We start from the raw sequence: 15,454 nt of genomic DNA, 5'->3' as shown, positions 1-15,454 counted from the left end.
ATTTAGGCGCATTGCAGCGCAAATTTTATTACCTCGTCCTCGCTAAGGAATGAGCCTTTGCTTCGCGTCACGCCTTGCACTGCATCCCAAATCGTCTTGTTCGCACTCATCCTATTTATGATCAGATCTATCAGTTTTCAAATGCCCCCAGGTCTGGTGCAGAGCCGTTGAAAGGCAGGCCAACGTTAGTGCCTTTGTTGATCAGGTCGCTACCAGAAACCAGGCGGAACTTGTTCAGTACAGGCAGACTGCCATCGGCCTGACGTGGAGCATCCCAGCCAGTGGTGGATATGCTTTGGAAGTCAGCTGACGAAACCGTGACTGCGAGGTTCCAGGAATTAAACTGATCGTTGGCACCCGTCATATTGGACACCAGCGTCCCACCAAATGCGATGTTGTTACGCAGGTTACCGAGGTTCACCGCATTGCCATTTTCATCTATGCCAAGCATGTTGAAATCGCTGTTGTTACCGTAGCTGGTGTTGTTGTAGAAATCATTCGCAATCGGGTGATGATTGGCGTAAAAACCTGCTGCCTTGTTATTAAAGGCAACCGAGTAACGTATCGTATGCTTGGCCGCGTTCGATACATATACGCCACCATAACCACCGAGTTTGAAGCCATTGCCATTACCCGCCGCCAAAGGTGTGGTTGTACCCGGCAAATAACCTTGCGACCAGGTCCAGGAATTTTCTATCAACACGGGGGAGTAGGCATTAATCAGATCGAAACCATCATCCGAATTGGCCCAGGCACGGCAGCCACGAAATACATTGCCGGGGTTGCCCGCCTTGATGTGGGCACCAAAACCATCCGCACTCTGGCCCGCACCATTCGAGGTGTAGGGATCATAGTTGTGGTGGGAATCACTATTGAGGACGAGGTTATTGCCACCATTCTGGATGAACAGGCCAGGCCCCATATTGTGATGGGTATTCAACTGTTCAAAGGTATTATTGCTACCGTTGATCCATACTGCCCATGATTCATGGTTCAGGCGGTTGCCGGGTTGTTGTGGCGCACCGGTGACTTCCAGCCCTTTCAAATGCACCCAGTTGGCCACCACATTGAAGGCTTTGACGCGGCAATCGTCTTTCATTTGTGAAAAATCGAATACCGGTGTCTCACCAGGATAAGCCCAGTAACGAATCGGGCTGCCAGAACTACCGCTCTTGTCGAGAGTAATCGCATTGACGATGTCAGTGCGGGTGGCACATGTGTTGATGCCTGCCGTGTAGTTGTAGTTACCGCCTCTGAAATACACGGTATCGCCAGCAACTGCTGCAGTCTGGGCTCGCGCTATGGATTTCCATGGTGCTGCCTTGGTTCCCGCCGCTGCGTCATTGCCAGTCGGTGAAACATAGTACGTGGCTGCGCTGCTTGCCGCTGCCATGCCATACATGAGCCCTGCCAATATGATTTTTTTCATTCCCTTATTCCCCTTGTCTCCATCGATAATAAACATCCACAGAAAAAACGCGAAGTCAGGTGCTGGATGCTCACAAATACCACGCTTTTTAGATTGTGAATGCCGCAATAGTGAGTTCTTTCTGACTCTTCAATATCAGTTTCCTGATCCGTGCATTATCGGGTGTATATAGGAGAAATTGTACGGAATTAGCCTCATTCTTCAATCATCTTGCTGATTCTTTTGTGACCCGGATTTTGCTGTCCTAATCAAATTTCAGATCAAATATTACAAGTTGACGAAGACTCATCCAAGACAAAATTGGATCTTTAACTACTTCATGCAGCTTAAAAATTCTTCTTTATGCAAAGTGTATTTGCGGCCGAATTTACCTGTCTTATGCGATTCTGAGTGCAGCTCCAGGCAAACCTCAAATTTGGATTTCAATGCATCCAGACAGGCAGCATCACCAGCACAGGCGGTCTCAGCCAGGCCGCGTGATTCATTCACAAATTTGGTTTTCTGGTCGCTTTTTAAGCCAGCAATGAATTGGGCAACAACAATCAAAATTATGATCGATACTAACCATCCCATAATTTTTAGTAACCAGGATTTTTTCGGCGGGGCTTCAGCATCTGTAATCAATGCATGGTTGTCAGACATGGTTCAACTCTTTCATGGCAAATAGGATTTTTTGAATCCGGCAAGAAAACCATGCATGAATCTATCTGCAGAATGCACTGCTTAGCTGACCGGCTGTAGGCATTTTAATCAGCCGGCAGCCGGGCAACAATGATGACTATGTCAGGTAAGGATGATCGCAGTTGACAAGGCGTCAAGCAGAGGGCTAAGGGATCAAACTCTGGTCACTTTCTTGAAATCCCTGGGTCTGAAACCCATGAGTGCCAATGCGGCAAAATAGGTGCTGGCACAAGCCAACAGCACCAGCGCCAGGCAGGCAGCACGCAAGACAGGAGTATGGCGCATGCCTAACCAATCGAATTGCGCTGAAGTCCACAAGGCCACACCGGCCATCAAGACCAGTGCAGCAACAAGTTTAATGAGGAAAAGCAGCCAACCCTTTTGCGGCTGGTAAATACCGCGTTTGCGCAAGCCTGTATACAAGAAAATCGCATTCACGCAGGCCCCCAGGCCAACAGACAAGGCCAGACCAGCATGAGCAAGATAAGGTACGAATACATAGTTTAAAGCCTGTGTCACCAGCATGACAGCCACAGCGATTTTTACGGGTGTGCGTATATCCTGCTTACCGTAAAAACCCGGTGCCAGAATCTTGACGACGATGAGTCCGAGCAAACCAATACCATAGGCAATCAGGGCATTGGATGTCATTTGCACGGCATGGCCATCGTATTTATTGTGATGATACAGGGTTGATGTCAGCGCATCTGGTATGGTTGCCAGGCCGACAGCCGCAGGCAAGGCCAGCAAAAAAGTCAGGCGCAAGCCCCAGTCCAGCAAGGCGGAATATTCGACCGTGTCACCATCTGTATGTGCCTTGGAAAGGCCTGGCAGGAGGATGGTACCCAGGGCTACTCCCAGCAAGGCCGTTGGAAATTCCATCAGTCTGTCAGCATTTGCCAGCCAGGTTACACTGCCCGGCGCAAGTTTGGATGCCAGGCTGGTATTGATGGCGATGCTGATCTGTGTTGCCGACACAGCCAGAATGGCGGGCACCATATTGCGCATGATGCGGCGCAAGCCCTCGTCCTGCCAGGCCGTACCTACACGCCAGCTAATCGTCGGCAGCATGCCTACCCTGATTAATGAGGGTACCTGCGCCACCAGTTGCAAAACGCCACCAACAAAAACGGCAATAGCCAGTGCATAAATTGGTTTTTCAAGATAAGGTGCGAGGAACAACGAACCAGCTATCGAAGACAAATTGTATAAAACCGGCGTAAAGGCAGGCACCTTGAATTCACGCCAGGTATTCAATATCCCGCCCGCCAGCGCAACCATGGACATAAAACCGATATACGGGAACATGATGCGGGTCATCACCACCGCCATGTCAAAGATCTGTGGCTTGTCTTTATAACCTTCGGCAAAAAAATAAAGCAAAATCGGCGCGCCAGCGATGCCCAGTATGCAAGTCAACACCAAGACCCATGTCATGACAGTAGAGACATGATCAATCAATTTCTTGGTAGCTTCATCACCCTTATTGTTCTTGTATTCGGCAAGGATGGGCACAAAGGCTTGCGAGAACGCGCCTTCGGCAAACATGCGGCGTAAAAGATTGGGAATGCGGAAAGCGATATTGAATATATCGGTATAGGCGTCGGCCCCGAAACGGGTAGCAATCAATACGTCACGTACCAGCCCGGTAATCCGCGACAGCATGGTCATGCCACTGATGGAGGCAAGGGTTCTTAATAGATTCATAGTGCGGCATTATAGCCTGAGGCTAAACGCACATCACCAAGGCTAGACTTTTGTTAATATTCAGGCCAGAGCATCTGTTTGACTAATGTACCGGAGCACAATATGTCTTACCTTCATCGCCATCTTGCTATTTTTGCCACTTTCACCATTGCCGCAAGCAGTTTACTAAGTCCAGTCATTCATGCTGCACCTGCCAAAGCTATTCCTACGCTTGAAGAGGCAGCCAAAAACCTCAAAAATACTGGCTTTCAAGGCCTGGTATTTGCCGCGCGTGGCGACAAGGTCCTGCTGGAAAAAAGTTTTGGCAATGTCACTGATACCAAACAAACTTTTCGCTATGCATCCATCACCAAGCAAATGACTGCCATCCTGGTAATGCAGGAAGTAGAAGCGGGCAAGCTGCAACTGGATCAGACATTGGGACATTACTGGCCCGACTACCCCAATGTACAGGCACGCAGTGCCACCCTGCGCCAATTGCTGACACATTACTCTGGTCTTTACAATGAGATGGTCAATCCCGCGGTCCACATGATGGATGCCAATAGCGGTGATGATATTCAGAAATTTGCCACTGGCCTGTGTGCAGGGCCATCCAATGCTAAGCCAGGCAGCAAATTCGACTATAACAATTGCGATTACATTGTGCTCGGTGCCTTACTGGAAAAGATCAACAAGCAAAGCTTTTCAAGCCTGCTGCAACAACGCATCTTCAGCCCGGCTGGCATGCAAAACGTAGGCTATTACTCTGCGGCCCAGCCAGACGTCAAAACCCATATCCATGGCACACTGGGCGGCAAACCTGAGCCTGCGGTGAACTTTGCCAGTTATGGTCCTGCTGGTGGCAGCTTTGGTACTCTGCGTGACTTGTATGCATTTGACCTGGCTTTCATGCGTGGTAAATATCTGTCTGCCAAAAGCCGCGATGAGATGGTCAAGCCGAATAATGTCGGTGGCGCGATAGGTGTCTGGTCTTATCCATTCAAAGCCGGTGACGATAGCGCTGCGGCCATGATAGTTGAGCGTCAGGGCTGGATAGCTGGTGTACGCATCTTGAATCTGGTAGATTTGCAAAACCAGAATATACTCATCATCGTCAGTACCAACGGTGATCTGGATTTGTCGCAAACCTGGGCAAACAAAGGCATTGCTGCCGACTTGTTGCGTTCGCTGATGAACTCGACGAATGCGCGCTAAAACCAATACGCATTAAATGAAAACGGAGTGTCAGATGCTAATCTGGCACTCCGTTTTATCATGGATTACTTAAAAGCTCAAAATCCTGTAATCCTCAAATCCTGTTATGGATTCCTTTTTGCAACTTCATTACCAACATAACCGCCACCAACCGCACCGGCGATAGTTGCCAGCGTGCGACCATTGCCATTACCGATCTGGCTACCAACCAGGCCACCGATCACCGCGCCTACACCTATACCAACCGGGCTATTCTTTGCCTGGGCTGGCTGTGTTTGATAATTTCTGACTGGCTGATGATGGCTGCTGCTCTGTGCAACCCTGGCTGGAGCCGGTGCAGGCGCAGGATAATTATTTTGTGCAGCGTTTGCATACTGAGGATTAGCATACTGCGTGTTTGCATAATTAGCTGCAGGCTGATTGCCAGTATTGGCAAGCGGCATGGCAGTATTACCTGCGGGATTCATCGCATTGGTATTATTGCTCATGGCTGGCACAACATCATTGACTGGTGTTGCCGTACTGTGGGAACTGGGCAATACGCCTGTCAGGGCAGCAGCACCCAGGAGGCTCACCAGTATGACTGAGCATGCGGCACCTGCTACCAAGGGGTGTATGCGTTTGCTGGTATTGGCTAATTCCATGTTGTTCTCCTTCAATTTAACAGTGACTCATGCTCCAACAACGCATGAGGCTATTAAAAAGGAGACATGAATTATGTTACGCAGGTAAGCAAATGTAACTTGAGGATAAGCAATTTGGATTAGCAGCCAGTACTTTTACGTCTGGCCACCAGCTTCAACAACTCACCTTTTGCTGCCTGCCCCGACAAATACAGCCGCAATTCTGTGACGTTATAGTGATTTGAGGTATCGATGATGAAATCCAGTTTCCCATCATGATCAAGATCACCTACCCAGATCAGGCGGGCATTGTTGTCTTCCTTGTTTTCGACATAGTCGAACAGGTATTGTTCTGTTCCTGCATACTTCAGATAGATTTTACCTTCGCGGTTCTGCAGGCTATATTCATTGCCTTGCAAGTGCATCAGCCTTTCCTGCCCCAGGGATGGCAAGGTCGACAATTCAAATTCCTCGTCCATAGAGCCGCTGACCAGTTTCACTTCATCTGAAACACTGACTGCCCCGGCCTTCAAACCGGGATCGGATAACAACATCCTGACATTGGCTGTATTTGCCGCAACCCGCACACCCGCACCGCTGATGGGATCGGGTATTTTTCTGAAGCTGGGCTTGACCGCCACCAGCCGCCAGCCCTTGCCTGCCTGCTGCAAACCCAGCCAGGGGCCAGTCTTGCCGACCTTGGCTTCGCTGGCATGATAGTCCTGTAATTCGAGAATTTCAGAAGCCCGGGCATGCCAGGCGCAAGTGGCAAATAAAACAGTAAGGGCCAATTTTGAGATAGACATCAAGTACTCCTTTTTAGGTTTGGCTTTTTTTCTAAATACGAGATATTTTCCCTGCGACAGTTAAGATTCACGTCATTATATATAGCCCATGATAATCCATGGCACAATAACATGTATGAAAAATAAGCCCCAACTGGCCCTGCCCTACCGTATCCGTGCAGACTTACTGCAACAACTGGCTGCATTGAGCCATGCCAGCATTCCCCCGTTGCAAGCTTTGCCCATGATCAAATTGCCTGCGCCGTATCAAAGCCGGATGACAGCAACCCTGCATGCCGTTAAGCGCGGCAAAAACCTCGCAGATGCGGGCTTGCAAAGTAGTCTTTGGACCCCGCTGGAAGCAGGCTTGCTCAAGGCGGCACTGGCTGCCGGTGATCCAACCCCGACCTATCGCCACCTGGCCAGCTATTACGAAGAAAAAGCCCAGCAGATTGCCACGGTCAGGTCAGGCATGACGCGGCCTATCTTGATGGGCATAGCGGCTTTATTCATCCCGCCTTTGCCACAACTGGTAGCCGGTTCGCTGAGCATGGGTGCTTATCTCTGGCATGCTGTACGCAGCATCTTGCTCGCCGCAGGCCTGGTGGGAGGCGGTATTTATGCTTACAGGCGTTTCCAGATGCGCCCTGCAGATGCGCCTGCATCCTGGCTGGATCAAGTGCTGCTGGCATTGCCGGTTTTTGGCGGTATGCACAAACGGCGCAATCTCTGCGATTTTTGGCAGAGCATGGCCTTGCTGCTGGAAGCGGGCCTGCCCATGTTCGATGCGTTGCCACTGGGCTTGCAAGGGGCCAGTAATGTCTTGTTAAGACGTGAGTTGGCGCGTATTTTGCCACGCATGGAAAAAGGGGCAACTCTGGCAGAAGCGGTACGCTCGTTACCAGCAATCAACAACGACACACTATTGGGATTAATACAAACCGGAGAAGCCAGCGGTACCTTGCCAGAAATGCTGTCCCGTTATGCCAAGGGTGAAAATGCCAGCCTGATACTACAACAAAGGCAGGTAGCAGAATGGATACCCAGAATTGCGTATGCCCTGATAGCATCAGTGATTGCCTACGGCATTTTAAACAGCGGCGCATTTCTTCCGCAAGTGCCCAAGGATCTTTAAACAGGACGCATAACAGAACGCATTTCAGTTAAGGCCATGCCGGCATTTATTTACCGCCAACGATGATGCGCTGCATATCGTTGGCAAACAAAATCGTTCCTGCATAATTCTTGCGTATCGCCGCTGTGCTCTCCATCTCATGGCCCAGGGTGCGTTTCATGCGGTGTGACAAAACCAGCTTGCCTGCTTTTGTCGCACCTGCGATGCGGCCAATTTCTGTCGGCATCATGTGCAGTAAGCGTGCCACTTCATCTGGGTCGTTTTCGCGGGCGGCATTATGGGCAAGCAACACATCCGTGCCTTGCGCCAGTTGATCCAGCGTCTGATCGGTGTTACTGGTGTCGCCGCTGAAAGTGACACTACAACCCTTGCTCTCGACCCGCCATGCCAATGAAGGCACGGGGCCATGTAATACACTGACGGCACTGACCGTCAGACTCTCATCAATATCGTAGCGCCTGATTTCTTTAGGCTTGACGCTCACTTCTTCAAGTTCCATTTTGAACTGGCTGCTGACATCAGGGTCAGCATAATCTGCCAGATAGGCGTAGGCACCCGTGTCACGGTTAAACAAGGCATGTGTGAATTCTTTGATACCTGGAAAAACCCCACGCTTGGCCGGGCCAAAAACACGCAGCTCTTTGTCGTAGCCAGCAAATGGCAAACCTTTGACCAGTGCAGGAAAATCCGCCGTATGATCAACATGAAAATGTGAGAAGAGCACCGCATCCAGCTCTGCCGGATTGGCACCGGATTTTTCATAATTCAAGGCTGCGCCACTACCAAAATCAACCAGTATCCTGGCCTTTTGATCCACCCAGACCAGATAAGAAGTAGACGCACGCTGATCACTGAGTTCAGGCCCGCCGGAACCCAGTACTTGTACCACCAGCTTGCCTGGCTGACATACCGCAGCCATGACAGAAGATGCATAGCCCCACAAACAGCCAGCGAATAGCAGGCTCAAACTGATTTTCGGCAGACGTTTTTTTTGAAGCATGGTGTTACTCTCCTAAGACCGTGAACACTTCAATATCATGCAATGCGACTTATACATAACGCTGAATATCTGCCACTCTAATCTTGCGCCCCAACTTATGCTTGCGTTCTTTCATGTCCCGCACAATGAGGTTCAATTCGCTGACTTCCGCTTTTTTGTACGATGGACAGAGAGGGTATCACTGGCTTTCCTGATGCACAATATGCCCAACTCTGAGCTCCGGCTCTGCCAATACATCTGCCAGAAATGAGGGGCGAATATCCAGATGCTGGAGTTCTGTCCGTGTGAACCAATCGAAAGTCAATTGCAGATTACCTTCATTGCCAAAATAGGGGCCTGGTGTGTTGCGCAGGCGCGAGTCTGGTGACAACAGCGCTAAAAAATACAAGCCCAGTTCATGATGTTTTTGCCCCCGGTATTCAAAGAAATTCTCTACTGTCCACAAAAATCTCTCGCAAGTCACTTGTTCTGATAATTCTTCCTGCATTTCGCGCACTACCGTAGCAGCAGCCTGCTCACCCGCATCGACCCGCCCGCCTGGCACACACCAGAATGCATCGCCTTCGATTTTATGCAAGAGTACCCTGTCACCATCCAGAATGATGGCAGCAGCCCGCAGGTTATAGCGGTATTCATCAATATCAAAAGAAATCATGGCTTGGACATGGTTATGTTGGTCAGGCCTGGCCTGGTTTATTCGGCCACCAGCAAACTGGTGGCAATCTGCTGTGTGTCCTTCAAGGTTTGCAGTACGATGTTTGACCGTATATCAAGCACACCGGTGGTTTTATAAAGACGTTCAAGTACAAATGCTGAGTAATGCTTGAGATTACGTGCACGCACACGCAACAGGTAATTGGCATCTCCGGTGATGATATAAGACCCGACGACTTCCGGCCATTGCTGCAGCGCTTGTGAGAAATTCTCATGCCATTGTTCTACATCGCGCCGCATGGTGACCTGGACAAAAGCATCAACTTCCAGGCCAACTGCCGCAGCATCAATGACAGCGCAATAGTGGTGGATGATACCCGCCTCTTCCAGCATGCGCACGCGGCGCAGGCAGGATGATGGGGACAGGAATACCTTGTCAGCAAGTTCCTGATTGCTGATGCGGCCATCGGCTTGCAATTGCTGCAGGATTTTAAGATCGGTGGCGTCGAGTTGCATTTGACAATCTCTTTTTAATTTATGGTAAGCCCTCTTAAGGCAGAGGCACAAGCGCAGAGGCACAAAGACACAATGGACACACTGAGACAAGCGAAGAAGCATGAAAGCTTACTTGCAAGCATACTTTGCTTCCTTTATGCCGCTGTGGTGAGTGTTTCTTAATCTATGATTACCAGCAGATGAGAAGAACAAGCAATTGCAAAGATGAAAACAATTTGGTGTCTTTGCGCAATGCACAAACTCATCAATGCATTTTATATCAATATTTCAGATATAAATCGCAGAATATTCTATTAATTTCGATTTTCATACTGCAATTTGCAAGAAAAATTCAGGCAATCCGGCATAAAATCTCTGCATATTTTTCATGAACCATAGCCCCGTGTAGATCGTTACAGCAAAGATGAACTGCTTTGCCTGCCACCAAACTTACCGGGCTTGATGCCAGCCCACTACGCGCTATATTAAGGAGTCTGCAGTAATGACACAAACTACCACCATCACCCGCAGCGATTGCGAAAAGCTAGACCAGCAAGACCCGCTGGCGCCCTTGCGTGAAGAATTTGATTTGCCTGCCGGTGTGATTTACCTTGACGGCAACTCCCTCGGTGCGCGCCCCAAGGCAGCGCTGCAAAGGGCACAAGATGTCATCTCCCGCGAATGGGGAACTGATCTCATCAAGAGCTGGAATACTGCTGGCTGGTTTGATATGCCATCCAAGCTGGGCAACCAGCTCGCCCCTTTGATTGGTGCCGCAGACAATGAAGTAGTGGTCACCGACACGACATCTGTCAATCTGTTCAAGGCCATTGCCGCCGCGCTGCAGATACAGGCAGCAGACAGCAAACGCAAAACCATCATTACTGAGCGCAGCAACTTCCCTACCGATATCTACATGGCGGAAGGCATCACCCGCTGGCTGGATCGCGGTTATCAAATCCAGTTGATAGACTCTCCGGACGAGCTGCCACAAGTCATCAATGACAGCACGGCGCTGGTCATGCTCACGCACGTGAATTACCGTACTGGCTATTTGCATGACATGGAATCAGTCACTACGCTTGCGCATCAACATGGTGCGCTGATCTTGTGGGATTTGGCCCATTCTGCCGGCGCAGTACCAGTACATCTGAATGCCGCAAATGCCGACTTTGCTGTGGGTTGCACTTACAAATACCTGAATGGTGGCCCCGGCTCGCCAGCGTTTATCTGGGTGCCAGCACGCCATCAGGCAGCATTCCACCATCCATTGTCCGGCTGGTGGGGCCATGCCAGCCCGTTTGCCATGAACCCTGGTTTTACCCCCACCCCAGGTATACGCCGCGCCCTTTGTGGTACCCAGCCTATCACCTCGCTGGCCATGGTCGCCTGTGGCCTGGATACTTTCGGCAAGACCGACATGCAGGCCATACGCAAGAAATCACTGGTACTGACGGACATGTTTATCGCCCTGGTAGAAGCCCGCTGCGCTGCACATTCACTGGAACTAGTCACGCCTCGCCAGCATCAGCAACGCGGCAGCCAGGCCAGCTTCAAACACCCGCATGCCTATGCCGTGATACAGGCGCTGATCAAGCGCGGCATCATCGGTGATTACCGTGAACCAGCCATCATGCGTTTTGGTTTTACACCGTTATATACTAGTTTTGTTGATGTCTGGGACGCGGCAGAAGGCTTGCGCGATATACTCGACAGCAAAGACTACGATGCCAACGCTGAACGTAATGCAGTGACTTAATTTAAAAACCCCTCAACACAGAGACACAGAGGGGGCACAGAGGATCACAGAGAAAACCTCAAAAAAACAGATGGTGAAGAACATCGTCTCAACTGTAAAAGATTTTCTCTCTTTTATGTTTTTCTCTGTGCCTCTGTGGTTAATGGTTTTAAGCATTAAAGATATTTAAGGAAACATCATGAGCAATAACGAACAAACTGGCAAATGCCCTATGTCATGGCATGGCGCGCAAATGGACTTTAGTGAATCCATGAGCTATGGCGATTATCTTGGCCTTGACCAGATACTGACGGCGCAACACCCGCGCTCACCGAATCACAATGAAATGCTGTTCATCATCCAGCATCAGACCAGTGAATTGTGGATCAAGCTGATGCTGCATGAACTGCATGCGGTGCGTCAGCACATACGCAGCAATGATCTGCCACCAGCCTTCAAGATGCTGTCGCGCGTGGCCCGCATCATGGATCAACTGGTGCATGCCTGGGATGTTTTATCTACCATGACGCCCAGTGAATATACGGCGATACGCCCTTACCTGGGTGCGTCATCAGGCTTTCAGTCACATCAATACCGTGAACTGGAATACCTGCTGGGTAACAAGAACGCCACCCTGATGAGCGTGCACGAAAGCAAATCCGAAATACACGCAACCCTGGATGCATCCTTACGTACGCCCTCGATTTATGATGAAGCCATCATGCTCTTGTCACGCCAGGGTTTTGCGATAGATGCAGACCGCTTGCAACAGGATTGGTCACTTGGCGTGGTTGCCAATGAATCCGTCAAGGCAGCCTGGTTGCAAGTCTATCAAACACCAGAAAAATACTGGTCTTTGTATGAACTGGCAGAGAAACTGGTGGATATGGAAACCGCCTTCCGCATCTGGCGTTTCCGCCATGTGACGACGGTAGAACGCATCATAGGTTTCAAAACCGGCACTGGTGGCACAGCAGGTGTAAGCTATCTGCGCAAGATGCTGGATGTAGTGTTGTTCCCGGAATTGTTCTCTTTGCGGACGGCACTTTAAAGAATAAGAGATATCAACGACATGCAGAGGAAATAATTCCTCTGCATGGGTAATTCAAACGCTAAAAGCTTCTTCCAATGCCAGCACCAGTTTTTGCACGTCTCCCGCATAAAAACCTGATGAATTCAAGGTATTGATTTCAACTATCTTCAAACCCATTTCAGTATCACATACGTCAATGACAAAGGCTTCATGCGGCTGCCATTCCCGAATGCGTTCTTCCACATAGTGCGCAAAACTGTCATCAACTTCACTGGAATAAATCACCCGGTCACCGCGCTTGTATATAGACTTGGTGATGATACGTCCCTTGATGACCCAAAAGCGTGCCTCGCAATAAATCGCAATCGGCTTCATGACTTGTATCAAAGTCTGCGGAGTCAGACTGCTGCCATCATCAAGCTTCAGGTCGCAGACTTTCTTTTGCCAGGTCTCAAATTCCTCGCGTGAAAATACCCGCCCGGCAAAATATTTGGAATCATTAGTCGGACGGATGAACATCAAATCTTCGGTAAATACCGCTTCTGCGAAACTGCTGATGACAGAACCGGCATTGAGCATATGCTCACCCCAATGCTTGAGTTGTTGCTCAAAATCCTGCTCAAACAAATCAAAAACTCCAGGCGCCCAGCCATTTCGTTTGGCAACATGACGCATAGAGTATGAACCTATGCAGATGACGTTGTCATGCTCAATAACTGCAGGCGGTTCCAGCTCACCAATAAACGGTACAACCTTATGCACTGAATGAGACAGCCCAAAGCGATCTATGGTTTCCAGTAACTGGTCCCAGCCTGTCTCAGAAAAAATATTGTTTTGTATGACCCAATGCATATGCAGCTTTATTGTTTTTAAAAGTCACAGTGTAGTGCGCATCCTTAATGCTATGCAATGAATTCGTTTTTACTTGCCATCCAGACGACGGCTTGGTAAATATCAATCACTACCCTGTCTAAGCCTTCTTCACTATTTTTCTGAACGTCAAACTAATTCGCTCACCAGCCCCTGGTTCTTTAGGAATGGCGTGCAGCCATTCCTCTTGAATGCTTGCCGACATATACAGCAATCCTCCCGCTGGCAAAGGGTAAAAATATTCCTGGTTTTTATCTTCTTTGCTGCGGTAGGCAATATGCCGCAAACTGCCAAGCGAGACGATGGCGACGCCACTACCTTCTGCCAGTTCATCAGTAGAGTCTGAATGAAACCCCATGCTCGAGTGACCGTCCAGGTAAAAATTCAGCAGGCAATTATTGGGTAAAAAACCGAGTTCATTTTCTATATCCTTACAAATCACCTGCAGGAATTCTGGCATCTCAGTCTCAGCATACGAGATTTGCGAGTAATCATAGGCAACGCCAAAGCTCGCTGTTTTACGGGCGCGCATTCTTTCATCCCAGATGACCTCTTTTTTTAATCGTTTAAATAATTCGTCAGATGCCGGGAGAAAATCGGGCTTCAAATAAATTGCTGGTGTTTGCATTCTATAGCTTTTTGTGTCAAGTGATTAGTGTTGCACTTATGTCGCAGACACCATTAAAAAATTCTGAGCTTAATCACTGATTAGCATTTCATGCCCCTATCTTCAAACCTAAGCCCTCGGCAGTCGATGGCTCTACTGGCTGCACTTTACCTCCGGCACGCTCAAGAAAAATGACATTAATATCGCTCTTTCCAGCAAGGTACTGAATCATGAGGCTGGCGACGTCGTCACGGACCAGGTATATCTTTGCCATGAACTCACCGGTAATTTTCCCATCGCTGCGCTTGATGATTTCTGCTACAAGCATGTCGGTCTGCTCATAAAGAAATTCATGATATTGATTTGTAAGAGGGCGCAGTGCTACTCTGGTTAAGCGATTATTTCCTGCAGGCAGCATAGTGCGTGTGTAGCCAGACATAAAAAGTAATGCACATGAACCAACACACAAACCACGTGCTGCAGTTGAGAGCTGATATTGTTTAATCCTGCCATGCAAACCCATGACGGCATCTACATCAATCTCTGGTGCATCCATTACGCCATCAAATTCAATTCCAGATATCGAAGGATTGGCTTTGATAGCAGCATCAAACTTTTCTAGCAAAGCTTTGTCAATTTTCCTTTCTACTCGAAAATTTTTGTTATTAACAGGAATAGATACAGGGGTAGATGCGCTAACTAATGTCTGTGCCAAGACTGGATAGAAAACGGTGAGCATGGCAATGGGCAAGCAAATGTTAGTGGCTCGCTTAAATACAGGACGTGAAAAAATCTGAGGCATTTTAAAAGACTTATTCATCGACATGGATTCCTAAATCTGCAGGTGTGGCATCGCTCATTTTGACACGCTTGGCACCATACTGAGCTTGAAAGAAAACATAGCCACCGGTATCCAAAGGTTTACGATAAATATAAATACCGCCACTTCTGTCTGTAGTTTCATACATTTTGTTCAGCAAATCGAAGGGCAACTTGCCATTACTGCGTTGATGCACGATAGAGATCAAGTCGTCGTTATAAGTACGTTGAAATGTACCATCGATACCAGAGTTGATCGAGTGCATGAGCAACACTGTATCTTGCCCATTCTTCGAAGGTAACAGCGTGCGTTCATGCCCCATCAGGAAAATATAGGCACAAGTAGAAGCGCAAAAACCTCGCGCAAATGTGCGCATCTTGTTTTGATTAATACGCAATTGAAATTGATAGGCGACATCTGGCGCGATTTTACTGGCACCGGGCACATCTACCAATTCTATTTCTTTCATATCCGGATTCGCTTTCAATGCGGCATCCAGGGCAGCGACATGCTCCATAGTCAGGGAATCTGTCACAAGATGGCGAGCTGAAACTGCAAGTTCACCAGCATTAGCCAGACCTGCACCTACAATCAAAGTAGCGATGACTCCAACATTGAAAGATAAGTGTCGCCAGAATTGCAGTATTACTGCACTTTTCGTATTCAATTTTCAACCTGTT

The 15,454-nt window shown here is 48.8% G+C and carries 16 protein-coding genes; 4 read left to right on the top strand and 12 right to left on the bottom strand.

The genetic code is table 11. From position 1 onward, the window contains the following. Positions 1-130: 130 nt before the first annotated feature. From UNDYM_RS08445 to murJ, 3 genes are all read right to left on the bottom strand, one after another. The gene (locus UNDYM_RS08445) at positions 131-1,429 is read right to left on the bottom strand and encodes a right-handed parallel beta-helix repeat-containing protein (protein ID WP_162040658.1); all 1,299 of its coding nucleotides are present in this window, start codon (positions 1,427-1,429) and stop codon (positions 131-133) included. A 312-nt stretch (positions 1,430-1,741) separates the two neighbouring features. Further along, positions 1,742-2,071, bottom strand: a complete 330-nt coding sequence (locus UNDYM_RS08440; RefSeq protein ID WP_162040657.1) for a hypothetical protein — start codon at positions 2,069-2,071, stop codon at positions 1,742-1,744. Between the two features lie 192 nt (positions 2,072-2,263). Beyond that, positions 2,264-3,817, bottom strand: coding sequence for a murein biosynthesis integral membrane protein MurJ (murJ, locus tag UNDYM_RS08435; RefSeq protein WP_162040656.1), 1,554 nt, complete (start codon positions 3,815-3,817; stop codon positions 2,264-2,266). A gap of 102 nt (positions 3,818-3,919) precedes the next feature. Between murJ and UNDYM_RS08430 the strand changes: the two genes are divergently transcribed. Further along, a complete protein-coding gene (locus UNDYM_RS08430) occupies positions 3,920-5,014 on the top strand; it encodes a serine hydrolase (protein WP_162040655.1) in 1,095 nt (364 codons plus the stop codon). A gap of 104 nt (positions 5,015-5,118) precedes the next feature. Here the strand turns inward: UNDYM_RS08430 and UNDYM_RS31215 are convergent, their stop codons facing one another. After that, a complete protein-coding gene (locus UNDYM_RS31215; RefSeq protein ID WP_162040654.1) occupies positions 5,119-5,658 on the bottom strand; it encodes a glycine zipper 2TM domain-containing protein in 540 nt (179 codons plus the stop codon). A 119-nt stretch (positions 5,659-5,777) separates the two neighbouring features. Next, the gene (locus tag UNDYM_RS08420; protein ID WP_162040653.1) at positions 5,778-6,443 is read right to left on the bottom strand and encodes a hypothetical protein; all 666 of its coding nucleotides are present in this window, start codon (positions 6,441-6,443) and stop codon (positions 5,778-5,780) included. Between the two features lie 115 nt (positions 6,444-6,558). Here UNDYM_RS08420 and UNDYM_RS08415 point away from each other — a divergent pair, with 115 nt between their 5' ends. Then, a complete protein-coding gene (locus tag UNDYM_RS08415) occupies positions 6,559-7,557 on the top strand; it encodes a type II secretion system F family protein (protein WP_162040652.1) in 999 nt (332 codons plus the stop codon). A 46-nt stretch (positions 7,558-7,603) separates the two neighbouring features. On the opposite strand, the gene UNDYM_RS08410 is transcribed toward UNDYM_RS08415, so the two are convergent. From UNDYM_RS08410 to UNDYM_RS08400, 3 genes are all read right to left on the bottom strand, one after another. Continuing rightward, on the bottom strand, positions 7,604-8,557 hold the full coding sequence (locus UNDYM_RS08410; protein WP_162040651.1) for an MBL fold metallo-hydrolase: 954 nt from the start codon (positions 8,555-8,557) through the stop codon (positions 7,604-7,606). A gap of 178 nt (positions 8,558-8,735) precedes the next feature. Further along, positions 8,736-9,212 (bottom strand): NUDIX hydrolase, encoded by a 477-nt coding sequence (locus tag UNDYM_RS08405; RefSeq protein WP_162040650.1) that lies wholly within the window; start codon positions 9,210-9,212, stop codon positions 8,736-8,738. A 38-nt stretch (positions 9,213-9,250) separates the two neighbouring features. Then, positions 9,251-9,727: an Lrp/AsnC family transcriptional regulator gene (locus UNDYM_RS08400; RefSeq protein WP_162040649.1), complete on the bottom strand. Its 477-nt coding sequence runs from the start codon at positions 9,725-9,727 to the stop codon at positions 9,251-9,253. Between the two features lie 481 nt (positions 9,728-10,208). On the opposite strand from UNDYM_RS08400, the gene kynU reads away from it, so the two are divergent. After that, positions 10,209-11,465 carry a kynureninase gene (kynU, locus tag UNDYM_RS08395; RefSeq protein ID WP_162040648.1) on the top strand — a complete coding sequence of 419 codons (1,257 nt, stop codon included), beginning with the start codon at positions 10,209-10,211 and terminating at the stop codon, positions 11,463-11,465. A gap of 178 nt (positions 11,466-11,643) precedes the next feature. After that, a complete protein-coding gene (gene kynA, locus UNDYM_RS08390; RefSeq protein ID WP_162040647.1) occupies positions 11,644-12,495 on the top strand; it encodes a tryptophan 2,3-dioxygenase in 852 nt (283 codons plus the stop codon). Between the two features lie 54 nt (positions 12,496-12,549). Here kynA and UNDYM_RS08385 read toward each other — a convergent pair whose 3' ends face one another. The 4 genes from UNDYM_RS08385 to UNDYM_RS08370 form a co-directional block, all read right to left on the bottom strand. Then, positions 12,550-13,329, bottom strand: coding sequence for an ATP-grasp domain-containing protein (locus UNDYM_RS08385; RefSeq protein ID WP_162040646.1), 780 nt, complete (start codon positions 13,327-13,329; stop codon positions 12,550-12,552). 118 nt (positions 13,330-13,447) lie between these two features. Continuing rightward, positions 13,448-13,975 carry an alpha-ketoglutarate-dependent dioxygenase AlkB gene (locus UNDYM_RS08380; RefSeq protein WP_162040645.1) on the bottom strand — a complete coding sequence of 176 codons (528 nt, stop codon included), beginning with the start codon at positions 13,973-13,975 and terminating at the stop codon, positions 13,448-13,450. 88 nt (positions 13,976-14,063) lie between these two features. Further along, positions 14,064-14,780 (bottom strand): hypothetical protein, encoded by a 717-nt coding sequence (locus UNDYM_RS08375; protein WP_162040644.1) that lies wholly within the window; start codon positions 14,778-14,780, stop codon positions 14,064-14,066. Then, positions 14,767-15,441, bottom strand: a complete 675-nt coding sequence (locus UNDYM_RS08370) for a hypothetical protein (protein WP_162040643.1) — start codon at positions 15,439-15,441, stop codon at positions 14,767-14,769. Before UNDYM_RS08370 ends, UNDYM_RS08375 begins: the two co-directional genes overlap by 14 nt. Positions 15,442-15,454: the final 13 nt, after the last annotated feature.

The sequence above is a fragment of the Undibacterium sp. YM2 genome (genome assembly GCF_009937975.1).
GTDB lineage: Bacteria > Pseudomonadota > Gammaproteobacteria > Burkholderiales > Burkholderiaceae_D > Undibacterium.
Note: the sequence above shows the minus strand (reverse complement) of the source record. Positions and strands in the feature narration are given on the sequence as shown.